This is a genomic window from Psychrobacillus sp. FSL H8-0483 (assembly GCF_038637725.1).
Lineage (GTDB): Bacteria > Bacillota > Bacilli > Bacillales_A > Planococcaceae > Psychrobacillus.
The window spans coordinates 1,535,388-1,560,191 of record NZ_CP152052.1; the positions used below are offsets into that span (position 1 = coordinate 1,535,388).

Here is a 24,804-nt window from a genome sequence, read left to right on the forward strand (position 1 = left end):
AGTAGTATATAATGACCAACTGGATATGCTTTGATTCTATTTCTCCTTGTTTGCAAATTTTCTTCAAATAATAACGTTTCAAAGTTCTAGCGACTCTGAATAAAAGGCAATAAAAATAGTATGAAGCATCTCTCACGAGGTTTTTTTTTATGAAAATTGCTGGTTAATGTATATTTCAAAGTTAGGTTGAGTGCAAAGGGGATTCGTTTCTATCTTACTTTTCTTTACTTGAATTAATCATAAATAAAATAACCAGATGATAGAATAAGAAAAATAGGGTGTATGGGAGGACGAGATGGAAACAAGCGAATTAATTTTGTTGTTCAAATATGTCGTAATAGGGTTAGTACAGGGTTTTACGGAGCCAATTCCTGTATCATCTAGTGGTCATGTCATTATTGCAAATCATTTACTTGGGCTAGATGAAAGTGGTCTAACCTTTGCCATATTAACGAATACCGCTTCCTTATTAGCTATTTGCTTTATCTATAGGAAGGATTTAGTACGTTTAATAGTGAACTGTTTGTTATATGTTCAAACAAAAAATGGCAAGTATAAAAGTGATTTTCTATTTATTATTTATATCATCATTGGAACAATTCCTGCAGCTGTTTTAGGAGTACTTTTTAACGAAGTTATTTCAGATCTCCTTACTAATATAAAAACAATTGCCTTCACCTTGTTTGTGACCGGTATAGCCTTATGGGTCATTCGAAACTTTAGGGGTGTAAAACGAGACAAAGATATTGGAGTAAAGGATGCTTTTATTGTTGGGTTAGCACAAGCGATCGCACTTGTACCAGGTATTAGTCGTTCAGGCGCTACCGTTATAGCCTCCGTTGCATTAGGGATGAACCAAGAAACAGCATTACGGTATTCATTTATGCTATACATTCCAATCAGCTTAGGCGGATTAGTTCTTGGTATTTCAGATTTGATGAATGAACCCGTAGAAAGTACTTTGGTTTTACCGTATATCATGTCCTTTATTGTTACAATCATCATGACGTATATTGCGATGAAGTGGTTTATGGGTATTATGAGAGATGGTAATTTAAAATATTTTGCTTACTATTGTTTTGCAGCTAGTATCATACTTTTAATACTTTCTTGATCTGCCATTTCTCCGTGTAGAGATAGGTGATTAAATAGGGAAATAACAATGAAGAGCATCCCATAGGATGTTCTTTTTTAGTTTTATTTTTTCCTGTTAAATTTTCTGGAGTAAACATTTTGTGAAAAGGAACAAGTCTATGGAGGAACATTACGTTAAATATTTAGAAGTTAAGTTGTGAAAATCATGTATCAATAAAATTGGTGCTTTAAAAGTGAAGCACATAACAACAGGTAAATAAGATAGTTCGTATTTCTTTACTAGTTGAGATAATTTCATAAATAGTACTTTGTCATTTAAATACGAACATTTATCACTTTGTAGATGGAAGCGGCAGGCGGCGACTCCAGCGGGATGAGTGAGACAGATAAGCAATCACAAACGACGCTTAGCGGCGGTGATGGCTTATCGCGCACCCCGAGGAAAGCGTCCGCCTATAACGGAAATTAACCATACTTTATTCCAAGTAAAAAGAATTGTTAATGAAAGAAATTGACCTATCCTCTTTGGATAGGTCTTTTTTTTGTGCGTTTGATAATAAATAAATGAGAAGTGTACGTATGAAGAAAAGATTTTGATACAAAATGATGATATTTTTGATTGTTCTGGGGAACAATTATTGTAGTTAGTGTAGGTGACTAATCTAATAGGATTTGATTGACTAATGAACCAGTCAATGGAGAACCATCAACCGTCTTTACAGCAACAAGTTGAAACGATAAAAAAAGATATGCAAGAAGCTTTTGCACAAAATATTCAAAGAGCTTCAGAACTGAATAGGATGCCACGCCCTGTAGACCCTGAATTACAATCTGTATTTGTTATGAGTTTGTTAGAGGGAGTATTATCCCGATGGTTATTTCAATCTGTAGACGATGAGTGGCGTCAGTTGGAAATTGATGAAATTGATGAACTTGTTGAAAAAAACGTGCAATTTGAATTTTTTGGTTTATTTGGAGTGTAATTTAAGGAGGAAAATAACATGAAAAAAGGTAAATTTATAGTCGCAATTTTAACATCAGCAGCGTTTCTATTAAGTGCTTGTGGTAAGGATTCCAACGTAGAAAAAGCTCAAAATTCTCTAGAAGCTATTCAAGAAAAAGGGGAATTAACGGTTGGTATTATGGGTACATATGCTCCTTATAATTTTATGAATGCTGAAAAAGAATACGATGGTTTTGATGTAGACATTGCAAAAGAATTAGCAAAAAGATTAAATGTTAAAGCAAAATTTGTTGCACAAGACTTCGCTGGATTAATACCTAGTTTGCAAAAAGATAAATTAGATATTTTGGTAAGCCAAGTAACAATTACAGAAGATAGAAAGAAACAAATTGATTTTACGGAACCGTATATTACAAATGAAGTAAAAGTTATCGTAAAAGAAGATAATACATCTATACAATCTGTAGAAGATTTCAAAGGTAAAAAAATCGGTGTTGGATTAGGTACGAACGATGAAGCGTACTTACGTAATGAGTTGATGCCAAAGGTAGGAGACTTCCAAATCAACACGTACGATGATGTCATCACCACATTAAAAGATTTAGATGCTGGCCGAGTAGATGCAACGATTAATAATGTATACGCATTAAAACCAATTATCGAAGAAAATGGTTTTAAAGTGAAATCAGTAGGAGAACCAATTAAATCGGATAAAGCCGCAGTAGCCGTTAAAAAAGGGGAAACTGAATTAGTTGATGCATTAAACAAAGCACTCGCTGAAATGAAAGAAGACGGTACGTATAAAGAAATTTTTGTAAAATGGTTTGATGAAGAGCCACAAGCTGAGTAAAGAAGGTTGGAATTTTAAATGGATATTATCATTGATAATCTGCCCTTTTTATTGAAAGGGGCGTATTATACTTTATTAATTACAGTGGTATCTATGTTTTTCGGCTTGATTATCGGTTTGATTACAGCGATTGCTCGTTTAAAGGGCAATCGTTTCTTTCGTACAATAGCGAGAGTGTATGTATCGATTATTCGGGGAACACCACCACTAGTGCAAATTGTGATTGTGTATTTTGGTCTTGTAGATTATGGAATAGAATTGGATGCCCTTACAGCAGCCTATATTGCATTAAGTATTAATATTGGTGCATATGTATCGGAAGCATTCCGCGGAGCTATCCAAGCAGTACCAGCAGGTCAAACAGAAGCCGCTCTAGCGACAGGAATGACGGAAGCTCAGGCAATCAAACGGATTGTCATTCCACAAGCGATTCGTATAGCAATACCACCACTTGGAAATACATTTGTAGGAATGTTGAAAGAAACTTCATTAGTATCGGTAATTGCTGTTACAGAATTAATGCGCTCGGCACAGTTATTAGTAGCCCAATACTACGTGTATATGCCGTTTTATTTAACAATCGCTGTGATGTACTGGATTATGAGTACAGCATTTACATTTATATTAAACAAAATAGAGAAAAGATTATCAGTTTACTAAAGGGGGGAACGTTGTGATACAAGCAAATGATTTATCTAAAAGCTATGATCAGCATGAGGTATTAAAACATATTTCATTGACGATTCCTGCCCATCAAGTTGTCGCTATCATTGGTCCAAGTGGCTCAGGAAAAAGTACTTTTTTGCGCTGTTTAAACGGACTTGAAACAATTTCTGGTGGATCTGTTTCTGTCAATAATCATCTACTACAAGCGACTGATAAGAAAAAGGAACGTCAAAAAACAATTCATGCGATTCGTCAAGATACAGGAATGGTATTTCAACAATTTAATTTATACCCGCATAAAACGGTCATAGAAAATGTTATGGAAGCATTAATCATTGTTAAGAATCAATCCAAACAACAGGCAAAAGGAACAGCCTCTCAATTATTGAAGCGTGTTGGACTGGAAGAAAAGGAGGATGTATATCCCTCAAAATTATCAGGTGGTCAGCAACAACGTGTTGCCATAGCACGAGCACTTGCAATGGAACCAAAAATCATGTTGTTTGATGAACCTACATCTGCATTAGATCCAGAACTTGTGGGAGAAGTATTAAAAGTCATGAAAGAATTAGCGGATGAAGGAATGACTATGGTCATCGTAACGCATGAGATGAAATTTGCCCAAGACGCCGCTGATCGAATATTATTTATGGCAGATGGACAAATCGTGGAGGACTCAGAACCGAAAGGATTTTTTGCACAACCAGCGACAGAACGTGCTCAGCGATTTTTGGCTAAAGTCAATGAATTCTAACAAAGGTAGGTTTATTAAAATGGAAATAAAAGCAATTTGGCAAGGTGGACGTGCTTTTGAAGCAAAAGGTCCTTCAGGTTATCCAATGACTATGGATGCAACACCAACTTATGGAGGGGAAGGAAAGGCGCCAACACCAACAGAAATGTTACTAAGTGCTTTAGCGGGCTGTATCGGAATAGATATCACGATGATCTTGAAACCTCATTTAGAAAAGATTCAATTCATTGAAATTACAGTAGCTGGCACACGACGAGAAGAAATGCCAACTGCATTTACAGCAGCTGAATTATTATTCGATGTGAAAGGGGATATCGATGCCAAAAAAGTAATACGTGCCATAAAACTTGGAGAAGAAAAGTATTGTGCCGTTTCTGCTTCTTTAAAAGCAGATATTACGCATCGATTAATCTTAAATGGTGAAGAAATAGAGATGCCAGAATAAACTAATAAGTTCCTCAATTATTTGAATTAATTTCATAAATAGTACCTTGTCATTAAAATACGAACATTTATCATTTTATTGATTGAAGCGACAGGCGGCGACTCCAGCTGGATGAGTGAGACAGATAAGCCATCACAAACGACGCGTAGCGGCGGTGATGGCTTATCGCTCACCCCGCGGAAAGCGTCCGCCTATAGCGGAAATCAACTATACTTTATTCCGTGTAGACCTATATTTCTTTAGTTTCATTTAGTATTGTTTGTGTTTTCTCGTGAAATTTTGAATTATCAAAATGATTCAATTAATAAATAAAACTCCCTCATTCATTTTGTTGGATGAGGGAGTTTACTTTAGATGTAAATGCTAATAAATGATTGACAAGTAGATTCGCAAGAATTTACGTTAATTCGTGTGAGACCAGATAAGATTATAAAAATCAATTTTCACATGCAATGCCATCTTTGTCACGGTCTTTGCTTTCATTTAATTTGTAAATTTCTGCAGATACTGTTGGTTTATTTTTAGTTTTACCGCCTTTGTTTTTGACTTTGGCATCTTTTGCAACTCCACCTTTATAGTCTTTGATTAGCTCGGTACAATTTTTATAGTTTTTTTCAGCTGCACCAGTGGTTTTAGGTTCTACTGTCATTAATCCAAATATTAATAGTGTGGAAAATAGTGTTAGAATAAATCGTTTCAATTAAAAATCTCCTTTTAAGGGAAATTCCTTTTAAAGAACACCCTCGTTATAATAATAAATATTATATATAAAATTGGTTTCATTTACCAATAAATAGTGTTTTACTAAAAACAAAACCCCTCAACCATAAAGGTAAAGGGGTTTTTCGATGATCTAAACGAAAATGTCCACTTTTCGTTTAGATATGATATCGGCTCTACGTAATCATACGTACAATACGTGATTTTGTCAAGATTTAGCGAAATTATTGGATATTACGATAAACTCCTACAACTTTTCCGAGTATCGAAACTTGGTTTACGATAATTGGTTCCATTGATGAATTTTCAGGTTGCAAGCGGAAGTATGATTTTTCTTTAAAGAAACGTTTGACAGTTGCTTCATCATCCTCGGTCATTGCTACTACAATATCTCCATTATTAGCAGATTGCTGTTGTTTAACGACAACATAATCTCCATTTAAAATTCCCGCTTCTATCATACTATCACCCATAATTTCGAGCATGAACAAATTGTCATCAGAAGTACCGAATGTTTCTGGAAGAGGGAAGAATTCTTCTACATTTTCAATTGCTGTAATAGGCATACCCGCAGTTACTTTCCCTACTAACGGAACATGAACCACACCTTGTTTTTCTGCAGTAACTCCAAAACCATCAAGTATTTCAATTGCACGTGGTTTAGTTGGGTCTCTTCTAATTAATCCTTTACTTTCAAGTCTAGCTAAATGTCCATGTACAGTTGAACTAGACGCAAGCCCTACCGCTTCCCCGATTTCACGTACGGAAGGTGGATAACCTTTTTTTCGAACTTCTTCTTTTATAAAAGCTAAAATATCTTCTTGTCTTTTAGATGCTTTTTTCAATGAGTTCACCTCTTTTTGTTAATTAATTTTTCCTATTAGAATATTTCTTAATAGTAGTATAACAGTCTCTAAAAGATTATGCAAACATAGGTTCTAAAAAACGTTGACAAAAACAAGTGTTCGTTTTATGATTAGAACATACATACCGAACAAACATTCTAATTAGGGGGATTTATAATGAATTGGATGAAAGAAAATTATTTTATAGCGCTATTTTTAGGATTAAACATTGTTTTTATGGTGACAATCCTAATTTCAAATACATTATCGACAGAAGAAGATTATCAAATTAAAATAGAACATGGCGACTCATTGTGGGAGCTTGCAAATAAATTTGGAGCTGACGAGCCACAAGAAGCTTGGATCAATAAAGTAATGGCCATGAATAACTTGCAAACAGCCCAAATTAAAGCAGGAGATACTTTAGTTATTCCACAGGTAAAAGAAAATTATCATTTAGATTATGGTACAGAGATAGCGGGCGATGGTAAATGAACTCAGTAATATATTGCCGTGTAAGCACGGAGAAAGAAACACAAGAGACATCATTATCAAGACAAGAGGAAGAACTAAAAGAATTTGCGTCACTACAAGGCTATGAAGTTGCTGAAGTGTTTACTGATCAACATAGTGGCTACGATATGGACCGTGATGGTTTACTTGATTTACTTACATATGTAAAAGAACATGATATTAAAGCTGTTTTTGTTCAAGATGAAACTCGAATTGGTCGTGGGAATGGTCGGATGGCTGTTTTGCATCTTTTGCAGAAAACAAACACATCTGTTTTTACTTTACAAGAAAAGGGCGTTTTAAATTTAAATGAAATGGACACTATGCTTTTAGAAATATTAGCATTGGTGGAAGAATATCAACGAAAGCTCCATAATGCCAAAATTAAACGAGGCATGAAAAGAGCAATTTCTCAGGGGTACCGTCCAGAGAAAAATTTAAAAACAAGAGGTAATCCAGAAGGAAGGGAACGTATTAATATACCTGTCGATGAGATTGTAAGACTTCGTAGAGCAGGATTAACTTATGAAGAAATATCCTCCACTTTAAAAGGATTAGGGTTTGAAATTAGTAAAGCGACCGTTCATCGAAGATATATTGAATTTATTGAAACACACGGAGAGTAAAGACTTGCACTCTGTGTGTTTTTTCCTTACCTTTATATAAGGAAATAAATGAAAGGGTGAGAACTATGTTAAGTAAAGAAAAGTTAGCACGTATTAGTGAACTTTCGAAAAAATCAAAAACTAATGGTCTATCTATAGAAGAGGCGAAAGAACAAAGCGCGTTACGAAAAGAATACCTAGAAACATTTCGTTCTACTATGAGAGACACGATTGAGAGCGTAAAAATTGTTGACCCAGCTGGAAATGATGTTACTCCTGCAAAAGTACAGCAAGCGAAAAAAGGTAAATTTCTGAATTAATTAATCATTTCAGAAACCATTGATAATACAGACATTCTTGTCTAAACTAGTATTATAGAAAAAAATTTGTTCGAGAGGATGTCATTTATGTCATTACAATCAGATTTACTAGCAATTAATACGATCCGTACATTATCTATTGATGCGATCGATAAAGCGAATTCAGGTCATCCAGGTCTTCCTATGGGAGCAGCACCAATGGCTTATACATTATGGACAAAACATATGCGTCACAATCCGAATAACCCAAATTGGTTTAATCGGGACCGTTTTGTATTATCTGCCGGACATGGTTCAATGCTTCTTTATAGTTTGCTTCATCTTGGTGGATATGATTTACCAATGGAGGAAATTAAGAACTTCAGACAGTGGGACTCAAAAACTCCTGGACATCCAGAATTTGGGCATACTGCTGGTGTAGAAGCAACTACTGGTCCTCTAGGTCAAGGTATTGGAATGGCTGTTGGGATGGCAATGGCTGAAGCTCATTTAGCGGCAACTTATAATAAAGGTGAACATTCGATAATCGACCATTATACGTATTCACTTTGTGGTGATGGAGATTTGATGGAAGGCGTAGCAGCGGAAGCTATTTCCCTTGCTGGACATTTACAATTAGATAAACTGATTGTGTTGTATGATAGTAATGATATTTCTTTAGATGGAGATTTACATAAATCATTCTCTGAAAAAATCGAGAAGCGTTTTGAATCTTATGGATGGAATTATATTTTAGTAAAAGATGGCAATGATATTACTGAAATTTCTGCTGCAATCGAGAAAGCGAAAGCGCAAAATGATAAACCAACAATCATTGAAGTAAAAACAGTAATCGGATTTGGTTCTCCAAACAGATCTGGTAAATCAGATGCACACGGAATGCCACTTGGTAAAGAAGAAACACTTTTAGCAAAAGCTGCGTATGAGTGGGCATTTGAAAATGATTTCTACGTACCTGAAGAAGTGTATGAAACTTTCAAGCAAGCAGCTAACCGTTTAGGGGTAGAGGAAGAATCTGCATGGAATGAAACTTTCAATGCATATGAATCGGAATTTCCTGAACTTGCTTCTACCTTAAAACAAGCAATAACAGGAGAGCTTCCTGAAAACTTTGCAGATGCGTTAAAAACGTATGAAGAGGGAACTTCTCATGCGACTCGTTCTGCTTCTGGTGATGCAATTAACGCTATAGCACAAAATCTCCCTTCATTCTTTGGAGGAAGTGCAGACTTAGCAGGGTCAAACAAAACAACAATGAAGAATGCAGGAGATTTCTCTGCAACTGATTATGCTGGCAAAAATATTTGGTTCGGTGTACGTGAGTTTGCAATGGGTGCTGCATTGAACGGTATGGCTCTTCATGGAGGCTTAAATGTATTTGGTGGAACATTCTTTGTCTTTAGTGATTATGTTCGTCCAGCGATTCGTTTATCCGCTTTAATGGGCCTTCCTGTTACTTATGTATTTACACATGACAGTATCGCAGTAGGGGAAGATGGTCCAACACATGAGCCGATTGAGCATTTAGCATCTTTAAGAGCTATGCCAGGTTTATCGGTCATTCGTCCAGCTGATGCGAATGAAACTGCAGAAGCTTGGAGACTTGCAGTATCTGCCAAAAATAAACCAACAGTACTAGTTCTTTCTCGACAAAACTTACCGACACTAAAAGGTTCAGTGGAGCAAGCAAGCGAAGGAGTTTCTAAAGGAGCATATGTTGTTTCTCCAAACGAGAACGCTGAAGCAATCTTACTTGCAACTGGATCTGAAGTTAGTCTTGCAGTAGAAGCTCAACAAGAACTTGCTAAAGAAGGAATTCAAGTATCTGTTGTTTCTATGCCTTCATGGGATTTATTTGAGAATCAAGATGAAGCTTACAAAAAATCAGTATTACCATCACATTTAACAAAACGTCTTGCTATTGAAATGGGATCTTCTCTAGGATGGCATCGTTATGTTGGATTTGAAGGAGACGTAATTGCTATCGATAAATTTGGTGCAAGTGCTCCAGGTGAGATTGTCATGAAAGAATACGGCTTCTCTGTAGAGAATGTTGTTTCTAAAATGAAAAACTTACTTCAAAAATAAAAAATGGTAAGAGCAATTCGAATACTTGTCTATAAAAGTATTCGAATTGCTTTTTTATTGGAATTTATATATAGAATGCATACAGAATCTATAGTATAATTTTCATTGGTGTCTTGTACACGTAGACAAGAACGTAAAGGAGGAGAAAGTATGGATACATGGATTTGGATTATAATTGTAGTAGTTGCGTTAATCGCTGGTGCAGCACTTGGATTTTTTGCAGCACGTCAATATATGATGAAATATTTGAAAGAAAATCCACCAATCAATGAACAAATGCTTCGTATGATGATGGCTCAAATGGGTCGTAAGCCTTCTGAAAAACAAGTAAAACAAATGATGAATCAAATGAATAAAATGCAAAAATAATAAAAAGCACTCGAAGTTGAGTGCTTTTTTATTTGTTTAGCGCTATTATATTTTACTGTTGCTTTTAGCATATAATTGGCGGTAGAATCGCGCAGACTCCTGCGGGAAAGCGAGAAAGACAAGACCCCGTAGGCGCAGCCGAGGAGGCTTGTCGGCTCGCCCGCGGAAAGTAAGCGGATTCTAACTAGATGTCAACAATGTAATTTAACAGCGCCTATTTATTTAATAAATTATTTTCTAGAAGGAAATCTGCAACAACTTGTTCATATTCCTCGCTATTCTCATTAAAAGACTTAGCGTGTTCGCCAATCTCAAACAGTTTAAGCTTTTTCGGGCCATTTTTCTTCTCGTATAAATCTTTCGTCATTTTAGGTAAAATAAAATCATCCTGTAAGCTGTGAATAAATAACACAGGCTTTTCAATGTTATCTACTACGTCAATTGGTGATACGAGATTTAACGTATAGCCATCACGTATTTTTAAAAATAAATTTGCGAAACGAATAGCAAGACTAGAACGAATTGGGGTAGTTTGTGTCATAATATGATACACCTGGTCTTCAAAATCTGAAAAAGCACAATCAGAAATATAAAAATCCGCATCATCTACTATGGACCCAGCATAAAGAAGAGTAGTTGCTGCACCCATAGATTCCCCGTGGATTCCTATAATAGCTTGTTCTCCAGCACGTTCTCTTACTGCTTCTAAAATGGATTGTAAATCTATCTTTTCATAAAAACCGAAACTTGTTGTTTTTCCTCCAGAATCTCCATGTCGACGATGATCGTACACCACAGTGTTAAAGCCCAATCTCTCAAACATCCGAACGAATCGAAGGGAATTGATTTTGTTTTCGGTCACTCCATGACAAATAATAACGTAATTGTTTGTTTGTAATGGTTCTAGAAAAATTGCTTTTAACGAGTACCCATTTTTAGACTCGATCCACTGTTCTGTTTTATTGACAGTGTTATACCATACTTCGTCTAATCGTTTTGAGGTAATTTCTCGATTTAAGATAAAGTCATATTCTTTTTTCTTCATATACATTAGCTTATTCGTCACAAAAAAACCAAAAACAGTAGCCATTGCTGTAAGAACGCTTGTAAAAATACTCGTCCAAATGATTACTCTTTTTTTCATTCTCTCAACTCCTACTTGCTTTTGGATAGTTTATACATCCCCGTTTCAATTGGGCGAGATACAAATGGTTCTATTGTATCTACAGCTTCTATTAATAAATCGAGGTCAATATTCGTTTCAATATTCATTTGTTCTAGCATATTCACAACATCCTCGGTTGCTACATTTCCAGTCGCACCAGGGGCAAAAGGACAACCTCCCAATCCACCGGTAGAGGTGTCAAATCGGTTAACCCCAGCTTGAAGTGCAGCCAAAATATTAGCTAGTCCCATTTTTCGAGTATCATGGAAATGAGCTGTAATAAGTGTGTTTGGAAATTCTTTTAGTAAGGCATCAAATAGATAATAACTTTCTTTTGGATTTGCCATTCCTATTGTATCCGCAACACTTAGTTCGTTTACACCCCAAGAAACAAACTTTCTACATAATTCGATTGTTTTTTTGGAATCAATTGCTCCTTCATATGGACAATGAAAAGCTGTAGATATGCATGCACGTACAAAATTCCCTTGTTCTAGTAGTTTTCCCACAATTGGTTGAAGTTCATCCATACTTTCTTGCGTTGTTTTATTAATATTTTTCTTATTAAAGCTATTAGATACCCCAACAAAAACAGCAAAGCTGCTAGCGTTAGCTTGAATCGCAAGTTCGACACCTTTTTCATTTGGTGTTAATACAAATTGTCGTCCTACTTTTTTAGCGTTAGCAACAATTTCTTGGGCATCTTTCATTTGTGGAACCCATTTTGGTGATACAAATGAGGTCAATTCCATCTCTTCCACCCCAGCCAATTGGAGTTTTTCAATAAACGCTAATTTTACCTCTGTAGGCACTTCATTTTTCTCGTTTTGTAGTCCATCTCTCGGTCCTACCTCGATAATTGTCACTTTATTTGGTAAACTAAACATAATCATCCCTCCCTCTTATATTGTAAGGAATGGATGGTTAAACAAGCAAATTTTATTCTAAATTAATAGAATAAGATTAAACCCTACAGTAGATATCACAGATTTGAGACTGTGTCGAGCTTGGCGTAGGAGTAAATAAGGTAAATAGGATTTGAATTTAGGGGAAAATGAGGAGGAATTAACGTGACAAATGAAGTAGTGATTGTTAGTGCAGTAAGAACTGCAATTGGGTCATTCCAAGGTGCGTTAAAAGATGTACCTGCAACAAAATTAGGGGCAATAGTAATTGAAAAAGCGTTGGAAAAAGCTGGGGTGTCAAAGGAAGTAGTAGATGAAGTGATAATGGGGAATGTCCTTCAAGCAGGTCTTGGGCAAAATCCAGCAAGACAAGCGTCCATTCAAGCAGGTTTACCACAATCTGTATCGGCACTTACCATTAATAAGGTATGTGGCTCTGGTTTAAAAGCAATTCATCTCGCAACTCAAGCAATTATTGCTGGTGATGCAGATATTATTGTAGCAGGTGGAATGGAGAACATGAGCCAAGCTCCTTATTTATTAAAAAATGCGAGAGATGGCTTCCGTATGGGCGATCAAAAAGTTGTGGATAGCATGATTTCAGATGGTTTATGGTGCGCCTTTAATGATTATCATATGGGAATTACAGCCGAAAACTTATGTGATCAATATAGCATTACAAGAGAAGAGCAAGATGCATTCTCTGCACGTTCACAGGCAAGAGCAGCAACAGCGATTGAAGAAGGAAAATTTCAGGATGAGATCGTCCCTGTAGAAATTCCACAGCGAAAAGGCGATCCAATCATATTTGATACGGATGAATATCCGAAAAAAGACTCCACGCAAGAAAAATTAAGTGGTCTTCGTCCAGCATTTAAAAAGGATGGATCTGTCACTGCAGGAAACGCTTCTGGTATTAATGATGGAGCCGCTGCAGTAGTCGTGATGTCTAAAGCGAAAGCAGATGAGTTAGGATTAAAACCTCTTGCGACAATCGTTGCAAATGCATCTGCCGGTGTAGATCCAAGTATTATGGGAATCGGACCAGTGGAAGCAGTGAAAAAAGTTTTGAACAAATCAAAAATTTCACTTGCGGATATTGATTTAATTGAAGCAAATGAAGCTTTTGCTGCCCAATCGATTGCTGTTGATAGAGAACTAGTGTTTAATCATGATAAACTAAATGTAAACGGTGGTGCTATTGCTTTAGGCCATCCAATTGGTGCAAGTGGAGCACGTATTTTTGTATCTTTACTCCATGAAATGGAGAAACAGGATGCAAAAACTGGACTTGCAACACTTTGTATCGGTGGTGGGCAAGGAGTAGCAACAATCGTTACACGATAAGAAAAGCGGAAGAGATTTGCTAAGCATCGACAAGAAACGTTCTACTGCTACGAACTTGCGCAAGCAGAAAATTGGCATTTGACCTCGAGGGGCTAGGCGCTGCAACTAGACAGTAACTAAGGAAGAAGGTTATACTTTCTTATATTTTTACTAAAGTAGGTGAACATTTTGGCGAAGAAAAAACAGAGACAACAACAGCGACAAGTAAAACCTTCTACTCCAAAGGAAGAAGGGAACGGTCTATTCGATCAACTTTCATCTGATGTACTTGCTAAACTAAAAGAGACAAAGAAACAACTAATGGCAGTGGAGCAAGAGAAAGAGGAAGAGCGACAAGCACAATTGGCTTTTGAGAAGAAGCAAAAAGAAAAAAATAAATCATTTGAAGAACTACTGGATGAATATGGTTATGGTGGTTCAAAGTTTTAATCAATGGCTCTGTTAAATTAGACTATAGTTTTCTAGAAGAATACATTTTGTGTTGAAAATCTACGAGACTCCTGCGGAAAAATGGGCTGCCAAGACCCCATAACGGGCTTGTAGGAACAAATCGGTTTCCACCATGTGGAAACCGATTTTCGTCTGTCGGCAACGCCATTCGACGTAGAAGGGGCGCTGTGATCAACATCCTGTTGCACTGAGGGGGCTTGACCGTTCGAACGCGGAAAGCGAGCTGATTTTCGGTAGCTAACAACATGATCTTTTAACAGAGCCTAATCAAAAAGCGATAAGATATGGTAAATGGTCTTTTTGATGAAATAAAAACAAAATATAGAGCGAATAAATGACCTATCTGCAAAAGTAGATAGGTCATTTATTTTTGGTATTTTGGGAGAATAATAAAAGTTCCCAAGTCATTGGGCAGAATAAGCATATAGTAATTAATAGGTAAATTATACATGGGCGATCATACAATAAAGGGGAGATAACATTGGGTTTTCAAAACCCGTTTATTGGCAATATTAATAACAATAACAATAATTCGAGTAATAATAACAGTTCACAAAACTTTGGACCTTTGCTCGCTCTTTGGGGTACAGTTGTATCCACATTAGGGGATACGATGCAAGCAATTGGAGGAGCAATTGCAATTGAAGAGAGTAATATTGCCGACCAACAGCAGCAACAAGAACTGCAAAACCTGCAAAGTCAAATTGATGAATTAAAGAAGGCTCAAACAAGCCCAGACATAGATAAGTTCAACAAATTGTTAGAGCAAGTCCTTAACCGTTTAGAACCGCAAGCCAACCCAAAAAAGAGCACTAACCATAAATAGAATTAATTATTGAGTTAATTTCATAAATAATACTTTGTCATTAAAAAACAACGTTTATCACATTGTTGATTGAAGTGGCAGGCGGCGACTCCAGCGGGATGAGTGAGGCAGATAAGCCATCACAAACGACGCGTGAGCGGCGGTGATGGCTTATCGCTCACCCCACGGAAAGCGTCCGCCTATAGCGGAAATCAACTATACTTTATTCCGTGTAAAATATAAGATTTCTGGTAAACGACAAAAAGCTCTTAGCGACATCACGCTAGGAGCTTAATACCATGTGAAAAATGTTTAAACTCTATGCTCTGTATATACATCTTGTTTCGTAATCTGGTTAACTTTTTGCAATATGTCTTCCGAAACATGCACATTGTATGCTTCGATGGATTCTAGAAGCTGTTCTCTACTACTTGCACCAATTATCATTGAACCTGTCACTTTTCTTTGTAATACATACTTAAGTGCAACGGAAGTAATAGGGGCATTTAAAGATTGTAATTGTTCGATAGTCTCCATTAATTCCGCATTAGAATATGACAAATATTCATTGGTTTTATTCGCGCGATTTAGCCCATCTGCAGTTAATAATCCTTTAGCCAGGGTTCCGCGACTAAACAAGGAAGCGTCATTCTTCTCTAGTAATGAAAACCATTCTTCTGGTCTTCTATCTAGTAAACTATATTGCATCATAACGGAGACAGCATTGCTTTTTTGTAAAAAGCGATTAATCACAGTTGGTCGAATAGAAGAGATACCATATTCGCGGATAAGTCCTTCCTTTTTCAGTGATTCCATCGTATCGATCACTTCATCGACATCATCTTCCATTGTTCCTCCGTGTAATTGATACACATCTATATAATCAGTTTGAAGACGCTTTAATGACTCGTGAACTGCTGCAGTTATCCATTTCTTCGATGGATCCCAATTCCAGCCGTCTCCTGATTCCTTCATGCGATTGCCGACTTTCGTTGCGAGGATAATATTCTGTCGATTGTTTTTGAAGGAATTTCCGACAATCTGTTCATTTTCACCTTTATCATATAAATCTGCTGTATCAAAATAAGTAATTCCGTTATCGATTGCTGTATGGATAATTTTATCTGCATTTTTTTGATCTGTTGGAAGCGACATACAACCTAACCCAATCTCCGAAACATATATATCACTTTTTCCTAATTGTCTTGTTTTCAAGATTCATCACGTCCTTTACTCCATGTTACAATTAGTACTATATAGATTCAACCTTATACTAGGGTTGGTATAGGGTAGAAGTTTCTGGGGATTGCATAGATTTACTTAATCTGATGCAATACTTCGAGATACATTTGATAGGAGAGGAAGATAGAAATGAAAAAATTTGAGGAAAAAACTACTCAATCTGATCTTATATACAAAGGGAGAATTATCACCTTACAAGTGGATGAAGTCTTACTCCCAAACGGAAAAACTAGTAACAGAGAGATTGTGAAACACCCGGGAGCAGTAGCTGTTATTGCTTTGACGAAAGATAAAAAGATTATCTTAGTAGAACAATATCGAAAAGCGTTAGAACGTTCCTTAGTAGAAATTCCTGCTGGGAAAATGGAACTTGGCGAACTGCCAGAAGTAACTGCACTCCGAGAATTGGAAGAAGAGACCGGGTATACCGCTAGTAAGCTGCAATATGTTCAATCTTTTGCCACATCTCCTGGGTTTGCAGATGAGATTATACATCTCTATTTTGCAGAGAATATAGAGAAAATGACAGTAAAAGCAGATCTAGATGAGGATGAGTTTGTTGAGTTAATGCATGTTTCTATGGAAGAAATGGAAGGTTTAATTGCTAATAAACAAGTCTATGATGCGAAAACAGCTTTTGCATTTCTTTGGTTAAAAGATTATTTAAAATTGGCATGATTTAAACTAGTACAAGCATATGATGAAAATAGATAGGGGGTGTTCCAATTTGAACCAGTCTTATACTATTTTCATTTCACTATGCGTACTTGTTATTAGTTTTATCGGCGGATTATATTTGTTTGAAAAAAGCACACCAGAACAGCAGCAATGGATTATTAATCTCTTGGACGCACGTGTTCTATTAGTAGAACAACCTACTTTTCTAGAAACTATTTTTCCTCATTTGATGATCGCAGTCGTATTTTTTTTGTTTTATCAACACCGTTATTTGCGAAAACTCATCTTAGTTATTTGTGCTTTTAAAATTACATTTTACGGTTTCTGCTCTAGTTATTTGCTTCAATCACAAGACTCTACATTTCCATATGTATTTTGGTGGTTCCCATTTCAATTAGTCTATTGTATCCTTCTTCTAGCTCTAGCAAATCGGGTTAATTTATTCGCGCTGTCCTTCTATATAATCGTTATTATTATAGAGTTCTTCTTAATGCCATTTATACTATTTAATAATTAGTACTTATTAATAATTATTATAGATTGAATCTCTTGTAATGAGAATTCAATTCTTGGTATAATGGAGGAAGTTAAGGAGGCGTCACATGGAGAGCCGTATTGATCGTATTAAAAAACAATTATCTGGTGCGAGCTATAAACTGACGCCACAGCGTGAAGCGACAGTCCGAGTTTTGCTAGAAAATGAAGAGGATCATTTGAGTGCAGAGGATGTATTTTTACTAGTTAGAGAGAAGTCCCCTGAGATAGGACTTGCTACAGTTTATCGTACATTAGAATTATTAAATGAATTGAATGTTGTGGATAAAATTCAATTTGGAGATGGCGTATCACGCTACGATTTACGACAAGAAGGTGCAGCTCATTTTCATCATCATCTTGTTTGTATTGAATGTGGTGCAGTGGACGAAATACAGGAAGATTTATTAGAAGACGTAGAAGCTATTGTTGAGAAAAAATGGAACTTTATTATTAAGGATCATCGATTAACTTTTCACGGTATATGTCATCGTTGCCAAGATAAATAATAGTCTCTGTATTATTAGGTTGTTGTTTTTTAGAAGAATATATTTTGTGCCGAAAATCCGCGGAAAGCGAGCGAATTATCGGCAGGTAACAACTTATCGTTTCACAAAGCCAAATAATAAAAAAAGGATAGCTATCTGCTATCCTTTTTTTAATCGGGAGGTATTAGGTTGAAAGACGGGTTACTTCACTTAGAGGACTATTTACATTTTTTACGTATTGAGCGTCAATTGGCAAATAACACACTCGTTTCTTACAAAAAAGATTTAACAGAGTATTTAAAATCTATACTAGAAACACAGCAATTACATAAGCTAGATGTGGTAGAGCGTCAGCATATCCTTGTCCATCTTCGAAAACTAAAAGAAGAAGGTAAGTCTGCTCGAACAATTGCCAGACATATATCATCCATTCGTTCCTTTCATCAATTTTTATTGCGTGAGAAAGTGACGAGTAAAGATCCAACGATCCATTTGGAACTTCCCCAACTAGAACAAAAATTACCTAACTTTTTATCTGTTGACGAACTTAATAATCTACTAAGTAGTATCAATTTATCAAAGCCACAAGGTGTGAGAGATTTAGCTATGTTTGAAATAATGTATGCGAGTGGTATGCGTATTAGTGAGTGTTTAAGTTTAAACTTAGAAGATTTACACTTAACGATGGGGTTTGTGAGAGTATTCGGTAAAGGCGGCAAAGAACGCATCATTCCTTTAGGTGGTGCTGCTATTCGTGCATGTACTCAATATATTGAGGAAGCAAGACCAAAACTACTAAAATCTAGTGAGCGTACAGATGCAATATTCGTCAATCAAAGAGGGAAGCGTTTAACAAGACAAGGAATCTGGAAATTATTAAATAAGCACGCATTAAATGCCGGTATACAAAAAGATATAACCCCTCATGTGCTACGACATACGTTTGCTACTCATTTAATCGAAAATGGAGCAGATTTACGTGCGGTTCAAGAAATGCTAGGGCATGCAGATATTGCTACTACTCAAATTTATACACATGTAAGTAAGACAAGGTTAAAAGAAGTATACAAACAATTTCATCCTCGTGCATAATTTGTCCGAGGTCTGACCTGTACTTTATTAATTTTTTTGGTAAACTAGAAGAAAATAGTAGGAGGGAATAAAATGTACAAATTTAAGCGCATACATGTTATCGTCATGGATTCTGTTGGCATTGGAGAAGCTCCAGATGCAGCAGCTTTCGGTGATGTAGGCTCACATACTATAGGACATATTGCAGAACAAATGAACGGTCTTCATATGCCGGTAATGCAAAAATTAGGATTAGGTAATATTGACACGATCAAAGGCATTCTTCCAGCTGATAAGCCCACAGCGTACTATGGGAAAATGCAAGAAGCTTCTGTTGGGAAGGATACAATGACTGGCCACTGGGAAATTATGGGTCTAAACATTCATACACCTTTTAAAGTATATCCGAATGGATTTCCAGAAGAATTAGTAAAAGCATTAGAAGAGAAAACAGGTCGTAAAGTTATTGGAAATAAACCAGCGAGTGGTACAGAAATTTTGGATGAACTTGGGGAAGAGCATATGCAAACAGGCGCTATTATTGTGTATACATCTGCTGACCCTGTTTTACAGATTGCTGCGCATGAAGAGATTATTCCATTAGAAGAATTATATCGAATTTGTGAAATTGCTCGTGAGCTAACATTGTCAGATGAGTTTTTAGTTGGCCGAATTATCGCTCGTCCTTTCGTTGGAGAACCAGGAAACTTTATTCGTACTTCAAATCGTCACGACTATGCATTAAAACCATTTGGCCGTACAGCTATGAATGAATTACAAGATGCTGGACTAGATGTTATTGCAATCGGTAAGATACATGATATCTACAATGGAGAAGGTATAACTTCTGCCGAAAGAACGAAAGATAACATGGATGGGATGGATAAATTCATCGCCACATTAGATAAGGATTTTACTGGAATTAGCTTTATAAATTTAGTCGATTTTGATGCGTTATTTGGACATCGTCGTGATCCAATTGGATATGGTAAAGCATTAGAAGAGTTTGATGCCCGATTAAAAGAAGTTTTACCTAAGTTAACAGAAGAAGATTTGTTAATTATTACAGCAGATCATGGAAATGATCCGACGATGCCAGGAACAGATCACACACGTGAATATGTTCCTCTGACTGTATATTCTCCAAGATTTAACGAAATAACAGAATTACCTCTTCGCACAACGTTTGCGGATATTGGTGCGACAATTTCTGAAAATTTTGGCGTAGCAAAAACAGCATTTGGAGATAGTTTTCTATCTTTATTAAAATAAAAGGGCGTGTTAAGCAATGAGAATGATTGATATTATTGAAAAAAAGAGAGACGGTCATCCTTTAACAAAAGAGGAGATTGAATTCTTTATAACTGGATACACGAATAATACGATTCCAGATTACCAAATGAGCGCGCTTCTTATGGCCATTTTCTTTCAAAATATGAATGACGATGAACGAGCTAATTTAACTTTAGCAATGGTGAACTCTGGAGAGCAAATTGATTTATCTGCGATTGAAGGTGTCAAAGTTGATAAGCATTCCACTGGTGGAGTCGGTGACACGACTACGTTAGTTCTAGGGCCGCTAGTAGCAGCATGTGGTGTTCCCGTTGCTAAAATGAGTGGACGTGGGTTAGGTCATACTGGAGGAACCATTGATAAGTTAGAAGCAATTGAAGGTTTCCATGTGGAGCTTACATCTGAACAATTCGTTAAACAAGTAAATGAGATAAAAGTTGCCGTAATCGGACAAAGTGGAAATTTAACGCCAGCGGATAAGAAATTGTATGCGCTGCGTGATGTGACTGCTACTGTTAACAGTATTCCTTTAATAGCGAGCTCTATTATGAGTAAGAAAATCGCAGCAGGAGCAGGAGCGATCGTTTTAGATGTGAAAACTGGTGACGGCGCATTTATGAAAACAACAGAAGATGCACGTGCATTAGCAAAAGCGATGGTACGAATCGGAAATAATGTTGGAAGAACAACAATGGCCATTATTTCTGATATGAGTCAACCTCTTGGAAACGCGATTGGAAACTCCTTGGAAGTCATAGAGGCAATTGATACGTTAAAAGGAAATGGACCAAAAGATTTAACTGAGCTTTGTTTGACCCTTGGCAGCCAAATGGTAGTCGTTGGAGAGAAAGCGGATACACTAGAAGAAGCAAGAGAAATGTTGCTTCAAGTAATTAAAGATGGTTCGGCTCTAGAAATCTTTAAACAGTTTATCAAATGGCAAGGTGGAAATGAAAAAATTGTGGATGATGTGTCATTACTTCCACAAGCAGCTTATACATTTGAAGTGCCAGCCTCAAAAGATGGCTACGTAACATTTATGGAAGCAGATGAAGTTGGTACTGCTGCAATGTTATTAGGTGCAGGACGAGCAACAAAGGAATCTGAAATTGATTTAGCAGTAGGGATTAAGCTAAATAAAAAAGTTGGAGATTCTGTTAAAAAAGGTGAATCACTTGCAACTATACATGCAAATTCGGAGAATGTAGAGGAAGTGTTGAATAAATTGACTCAATTTATTGAAATAGAATCTACAAGAAAAGAAGCTCCTCCTTTAATTTATGAAATAATTACAGAATAAACATTATATAAATAGGCATCTCGTAAAGGTTTATAAAAACTTTTATGAGATGTCTATTTTTTGATTAAAAAATAATAAAGATTCCCATACTTTAAGTGAACAGCCCTTTGTCGAAAATCGACTAATAAACAATGATTTCTTCTACTTTTGTCAAGCGCAAGGAATTAAACCTGTTCATGTGGAATTGCGCTATCAGAGGAGGCGATTTTATGATTCATGAAGTAGAAAAAGTTGGAGACGAAATTATTATTATTCGATTAAAAGGTGAGCTAGACCATCATAGTACAAATGATATCCGAAACGAGATAGTTCCAATGATTAAAAATGGTTCTATTAAAGTAATAGTTTGGAATTTAAAAGATTTGCATTTTATGGATAGCTCAGGAATAGGACTTATCCTAGGTAGAATGCGAGAACTAGCTCCAATAGATGGACAAACTATCATTGTGAATCCATCACCAACCATGCGTAAAATTTTTCAGTTTGCGGGGTTAAGCCCATATATTTATAGCGAGTCAGAAATTGAAATAATGTCAAAATTAGGAGGAATTGTTTATGGACAATGAGATCACACTATCTTTTATTGCCAAAAGCGAGAATGAAGCATTAGCAAGAATGGTTATGTCTAGTTTTATCGCGGCAATAGATCCAACAATCGAAGAACTATCTGAATTTAAAACGGTGATTTCGGAAGCAGTAACAAACGCTATTGTACATGGCTATGAGGAGGATGGAGTTGGTAAGATCGAAATTCATGCACAAAGAACAAATCGAGATATTGTAGTTTCCATCGTGGATTATGGTCGTGGAATTCGAGATGTTACGCAAGCGCGTGAACCTCTTTTTACAACTAAGCCAGAACAAGAACGTTCGGGTATGGGATTTACGATTATGGAAAGTTTTAGTGATGATGTGGAGATATACTCAATTCCTGATAGGGGGACGACTGTAACTATTACGAAGAAATTTGTACCAATTCAAGAATCTTGTAGGATCGTCTAATGATGAATAATAATAAGCCGACTACTTTATTGACGCAAGAGAAAATGAGGGAACTCATAGCTCTATCGCAAGCTGGGGATAAACTTGCAAGACAGCAGATGATTGAAGGTAATACAAGATTAGTTTGGTCCATTGTTCAACGATTTGCTTCCAGAGGAGCGGATTTAGAGGATTTGTTTCAAATAGGTTGTATCGGTCTAATGAAGTCGGTTGATAAGTTTGATTTGTCTTATGAGGTAAAGTTTTCTACGTATGCGGTTCCGATGATTATTGGAGAAATTCAGCGATTTTTAAGAGACGACGGAATGGTGAAAATAAGCCGCTCTATTCGTGAATTAAATTTTAAAATTCGTCATGCAACGGACGATTTTTTAAAAATGCATGAACGTCAGCCAACTATTTTAGAACTTGCAAGTATATTAGAAGTCTCTAGAGAAGAAATTGTGATGGCCGCAGACGCATTGAGAGACCCAGCATCCTTACAAGAGCAACTCTATGAGAATGAAAGTGGGGATGCACTAACATTAATGGATCAAATGAAAGATGAACGATCAGAAAAGTCCTTTGACCATATACCTCTCAGAGAATTGGTAGAAAAACTTGAAAAAAGAGAACAAATGATTATTTATTTACGTTATTACTTAGACTGTACACAAAGTGATATTGCAGAAAGATTAGGTATTTCTCAAGTACAAGTATCGAGATTAGAGAAAAAAATTCTAACTCAGCTAAAGACTTGGCTAGTACCTGTAGGTTTTGCTAATAATTCAAAAGCTAAAGATAGGTGATTGAAACGAAATCATTATTTAAAAGTATGACAGAAGCAGAAAATTTTTTGAAGGAAAAGTTTGGAGTAAATGAGTCCTATGATTTTGGAACTCTGCATACTCATTTATATGAGTTTCCGGTATTACTTGTCTATATTAATGGATTAGTTGACGGCTTAGTTTTAACTGAGTTACTAACGGATACGCAAAGGAGATTTACGGAAGAAGAAATAGATGAAAATGAAATTATGGAGCATTACTTCCCGTATTATTCTATTACAAAATATGATTCAAAAGAAAAGTGGCTTATTGCTCTACTAAGTGGACAAGTAACTTTTATTTTAAATAATGGATCTGTATATACAATAGATGTCCGTCATTATCCTGGAAGAAATCCGGAAGAGCCGGATAATGAGAAAGTAGTGAGAGGCTCTAGAGATGGCTTTACGGAAAATATCGTACAAAATACAGCCCTCGTTAGAAGGAGAATCCGAGACACTAATTTACGTTTTGAGTTACATCAGGTGACTAACTTAGGTCAAACAGATATAGCTATTTCGTATATAAAAGGTATTGCGAATGATGATAATTTAATTCAAATTCGAAAAAGATTGAAACAAATTAAGCACGATGGATTAACTATGACTGATAAAGCAATAGAAGAGTGGTTATTTAAGCAAGGGTTTCATCCACTGCCATTTGTTCGTTTTACAGAAAGACCAGATATAGCAGCTGCTCATCTATTAGAAGGTCATATTTTAATTATAGTGGATACTTCTCCATCGGCAATTATTGTGCCAACTACACTGTTTCACCATTTGCAACATGCAGAAGAGTATCGACAAGCTCCTGCTATTGGAACAATAGTTCGATGGATTCGTTTTTTTGGTGTATTTTTAAGTTTATTCTTATTACCTTTTTGGTACCTGTTATCCAAGTATCCAGAGTTTGTACCGAAAGCACTTGACTTTTTGGGACCAAAAGAAATGGGCGAAATCCCACTCTTAATCCAAATAATTGTTGCAGATATCGGAATTGAATTTTTACGATTAGCAGCCATTCATACGCCGTCTCCTTTGTCTACGGCAATGGGAATTATCGCAGCCCTAGTCATTGGACAAATGGCGGTAGATGTAGGTTTATTTGTTTCAGAAGTAATATTGTATACAGCACTAACAGCAATTTTTACTTTCTCTATTCCATCGTATGAACTGAGCATTACAACTAAAATTTTTAGAACGTTTATTTTACTAAGCACGGCAGCTTTTGGAGCAAACGGATTTTTTATATCGTCGGTATGTTTACTTTGGTATGTGTGTTCTGTAAGACCTTTAAATGTGCCTTATTTGTGGCCTGTCCTTCCTTTTTTCCCAACTGCATTTATGCGAACACTGATCCGTTTTCCTATGCCTGTGGATGCGAAGCGCCCGTTTATTACAAGATCACCTGTTCGTAAAAGGTCTTGAATAGAATTGCAATTTCCTCATTTAATATGGTAAAGTTCATATAGGAATAGAGGAAAT

29 protein-coding genes are annotated in these 24,804 nt (G+C 36.2%); 24 read left to right on the forward strand and 5 right to left on the reverse strand.

The window, feature by feature from the left end:
* The first annotated feature begins 295 nt into the window (after positions 1–295).
* From MHB48_RS07120 to MHB48_RS07145, 6 genes are all read left to right on the forward strand, one after another.
* Positions 296–1,114 (forward strand): undecaprenyl-diphosphate phosphatase, encoded by an 819-nt coding sequence (locus tag MHB48_RS07120; RefSeq protein ID WP_342600802.1) that lies wholly within the window; start codon positions 296–298, stop codon positions 1,112–1,114.
* A 664-nt stretch (positions 1,115–1,778) separates the two neighbouring features.
* On the forward strand, positions 1,779–2,078 hold the full coding sequence (locus MHB48_RS07125; RefSeq protein ID WP_342600803.1) for a hypothetical protein: 300 nt from the start codon (positions 1,779–1,781) through the stop codon (positions 2,076–2,078).
* Positions 2,079–2,096: 18 nt separating this feature from the next.
* Positions 2,097–2,909, forward strand: coding sequence for a transporter substrate-binding domain-containing protein (locus MHB48_RS07130; RefSeq protein ID WP_342600804.1), 813 nt, complete (start codon positions 2,097–2,099; stop codon positions 2,907–2,909).
* A gap of 18 nt (positions 2,910–2,927) precedes the next feature.
* Positions 2,928–3,569, forward strand: a complete 642-nt coding sequence (locus MHB48_RS07135) for an amino acid ABC transporter permease (protein WP_342600805.1) — start codon at positions 2,928–2,930, stop codon at positions 3,567–3,569.
* A 13-nt stretch (positions 3,570–3,582) separates the two neighbouring features.
* A complete protein-coding gene (locus tag MHB48_RS07140; protein ID WP_342600806.1) occupies positions 3,583–4,329 on the forward strand; it encodes an amino acid ABC transporter ATP-binding protein in 747 nt (248 codons plus the stop codon).
* 19 nt (positions 4,330–4,348) lie between these two features.
* Complete coding sequence (locus tag MHB48_RS07145; RefSeq protein ID WP_342600807.1) at positions 4,349–4,774, forward strand: OsmC family protein; 426 nt, start codon at positions 4,349–4,351, stop codon at positions 4,772–4,774.
* A 436-nt stretch (positions 4,775–5,210) separates the two neighbouring features.
* Here the strand turns inward: MHB48_RS07145 and MHB48_RS07150 are convergent, their stop codons facing one another.
* Entirely contained in the window at positions 5,211–5,423 is a 213-nt protein-coding gene (locus tag MHB48_RS07150; protein WP_342601320.1) for an excalibur calcium-binding domain-containing protein, read from the reverse strand.
* Between the two features lie 295 nt (positions 5,424–5,718).
* Positions 5,719–6,339 carry a transcriptional repressor LexA gene (gene lexA / locus MHB48_RS07155; RefSeq protein ID WP_340919415.1) on the reverse strand — a complete coding sequence of 207 codons (621 nt, stop codon included), beginning with the start codon at positions 6,337–6,339 and terminating at the stop codon, positions 5,719–5,721.
* Positions 6,340–6,516: 177 nt separating this feature from the next.
* Between lexA and MHB48_RS07160 the strand changes: the two genes are divergently transcribed.
* The 5 genes from MHB48_RS07160 to MHB48_RS07180 all read left to right on the forward strand — a co-directional run bounded on the left by MHB48_RS07160 (position 6,517) and on the right by MHB48_RS07180 (position 10,234).
* The gene (locus MHB48_RS07160; protein ID WP_342600808.1) at positions 6,517–6,834 is read left to right on the forward strand and encodes a LysM peptidoglycan-binding domain-containing protein; all 318 of its coding nucleotides are present in this window, start codon (positions 6,517–6,519) and stop codon (positions 6,832–6,834) included.
* Complete coding sequence (locus tag MHB48_RS07165) at positions 6,831–7,478, forward strand: recombinase family protein (protein WP_342600809.1); 648 nt, start codon at positions 6,831–6,833, stop codon at positions 7,476–7,478. The genes MHB48_RS07160 and MHB48_RS07165 overlap by 4 nt, the downstream gene beginning before the upstream one ends.
* A 65-nt stretch (positions 7,479–7,543) precedes the next feature.
* Complete coding sequence (locus MHB48_RS07170) at positions 7,544–7,777, forward strand: DUF896 domain-containing protein (RefSeq protein ID WP_342600810.1); 234 nt, start codon at positions 7,544–7,546, stop codon at positions 7,775–7,777.
* 87 nt (positions 7,778–7,864) lie between these two features.
* Positions 7,865–9,865: a transketolase gene (gene tkt, locus MHB48_RS07175; RefSeq protein ID WP_342600811.1), complete on the forward strand. Its 2,001-nt coding sequence runs from the start codon at positions 7,865–7,867 to the stop codon at positions 9,863–9,865.
* 150 nt (positions 9,866–10,015) lie between these two features.
* Positions 10,016–10,234 (forward strand): YneF family protein, encoded by a 219-nt coding sequence (locus tag MHB48_RS07180; protein WP_342600812.1) that lies wholly within the window; start codon positions 10,016–10,018, stop codon positions 10,232–10,234.
* 214 nt (positions 10,235–10,448) lie between these two features.
* On the opposite strand, the gene MHB48_RS07185 is transcribed toward MHB48_RS07180, so the two are convergent.
* Positions 10,449–11,378: an alpha/beta hydrolase gene (locus MHB48_RS07185; RefSeq protein ID WP_342600813.1), complete on the reverse strand. Its 930-nt coding sequence runs from the start codon at positions 11,376–11,378 to the stop codon at positions 10,449–10,451.
* 11 nt (positions 11,379–11,389) lie between these two features.
* A complete protein-coding gene (locus tag MHB48_RS07190) occupies positions 11,390–12,286 on the reverse strand; it encodes a hydroxymethylglutaryl-CoA lyase (RefSeq protein ID WP_342600814.1) in 897 nt (298 codons plus the stop codon).
* A gap of 183 nt (positions 12,287–12,469) precedes the next feature.
* On the opposite strand from MHB48_RS07190, the gene MHB48_RS07195 reads away from it, so the two are divergent.
* The 3 genes from MHB48_RS07195 (at position 12,470) to MHB48_RS07205 (ending at position 14,927) form a co-directional block, all read left to right on the forward strand.
* Positions 12,470–13,651, forward strand: a complete 1,182-nt coding sequence (locus tag MHB48_RS07195; protein WP_342600815.1) for an acetyl-CoA C-acetyltransferase — start codon at positions 12,470–12,472, stop codon at positions 13,649–13,651.
* 168 nt (positions 13,652–13,819) lie between these two features.
* On the forward strand, positions 13,820–14,080 hold the full coding sequence (locus MHB48_RS07200; protein ID WP_342600816.1) for a YqkE family protein: 261 nt from the start codon (positions 13,820–13,822) through the stop codon (positions 14,078–14,080).
* A 502-nt stretch (positions 14,081–14,582) separates the two neighbouring features.
* Positions 14,583–14,927: a hypothetical protein gene (locus tag MHB48_RS07205; protein ID WP_342600817.1), complete on the forward strand. Its 345-nt coding sequence runs from the start codon at positions 14,583–14,585 to the stop codon at positions 14,925–14,927.
* A 291-nt stretch (positions 14,928–15,218) separates the two neighbouring features.
* Here MHB48_RS07205 and MHB48_RS07210 read toward each other — a convergent pair whose 3' ends face one another.
* Entirely contained in the window at positions 15,219–16,121 is a 903-nt protein-coding gene (locus MHB48_RS07210) for an aldo/keto reductase (protein WP_342600818.1), read from the reverse strand.
* 156 nt (positions 16,122–16,277) lie between these two features.
* Between MHB48_RS07210 and MHB48_RS07215 the strand changes: the two genes are divergently transcribed.
* The 10 genes from MHB48_RS07215 to MHB48_RS07260 all read left to right on the forward strand — a co-directional run bounded on the left by MHB48_RS07215 (position 16,278) and on the right by MHB48_RS07260 (position 24,747).
* Positions 16,278–16,826 (forward strand): NUDIX hydrolase, encoded by a 549-nt coding sequence (locus tag MHB48_RS07215; protein WP_342600819.1) that lies wholly within the window; start codon positions 16,278–16,280, stop codon positions 16,824–16,826.
* 49 nt (positions 16,827–16,875) lie between these two features.
* Positions 16,876–17,343: a hypothetical protein gene (locus MHB48_RS07220; RefSeq protein ID WP_342600820.1), complete on the forward strand. Its 468-nt coding sequence runs from the start codon at positions 16,876–16,878 to the stop codon at positions 17,341–17,343.
* An 85-nt stretch (positions 17,344–17,428) separates the two neighbouring features.
* Positions 17,429–17,869, forward strand: coding sequence for a Fur family transcriptional regulator (locus tag MHB48_RS07225; RefSeq protein ID WP_342600821.1), 441 nt, complete (start codon positions 17,429–17,431; stop codon positions 17,867–17,869).
* A gap of 168 nt (positions 17,870–18,037) precedes the next feature.
* Entirely contained in the window at positions 18,038–18,940 is a 903-nt protein-coding gene (gene xerD / locus MHB48_RS07230) for a site-specific tyrosine recombinase XerD (protein ID WP_342600822.1), read from the forward strand.
* A gap of 72 nt (positions 18,941–19,012) precedes the next feature.
* A complete protein-coding gene (gene deoB, locus MHB48_RS07235; RefSeq protein ID WP_342600823.1) occupies positions 19,013–20,191 on the forward strand; it encodes a phosphopentomutase in 1,179 nt (392 codons plus the stop codon).
* A gap of 16 nt (positions 20,192–20,207) precedes the next feature.
* A complete protein-coding gene (locus tag MHB48_RS07240) occupies positions 20,208–21,512 on the forward strand; it encodes a pyrimidine-nucleoside phosphorylase (RefSeq protein WP_342600824.1) in 1,305 nt (434 codons plus the stop codon).
* A gap of 209 nt (positions 21,513–21,721) precedes the next feature.
* A complete protein-coding gene (locus tag MHB48_RS07245) occupies positions 21,722–22,078 on the forward strand; it encodes an anti-sigma factor antagonist (protein ID WP_340919450.1) in 357 nt (118 codons plus the stop codon).
* Positions 22,068–22,514, forward strand: coding sequence for an anti-sigma F factor (gene spoIIAB, locus MHB48_RS07250; RefSeq protein ID WP_340919452.1), 447 nt, complete (start codon positions 22,068–22,070; stop codon positions 22,512–22,514). The genes MHB48_RS07245 and spoIIAB overlap by 11 nt, the downstream gene beginning before the upstream one ends.
* Positions 22,514–23,302 (forward strand): SigF/SigG family RNA polymerase sporulation sigma factor, encoded by a 789-nt coding sequence (locus MHB48_RS07255; protein WP_342600825.1) that lies wholly within the window; start codon positions 22,514–22,516, stop codon positions 23,300–23,302. Before spoIIAB ends, MHB48_RS07255 begins: the two co-directional genes overlap by 1 nt.
* A 26-nt stretch (positions 23,303–23,328) precedes the next feature.
* Positions 23,329–24,747, forward strand: a complete 1,419-nt coding sequence (locus MHB48_RS07260) for a spore germination protein (RefSeq protein WP_342601321.1) — start codon at positions 23,329–23,331, stop codon at positions 24,745–24,747.
* Positions 24,748–24,804 lie beyond the last annotated feature (57 nt).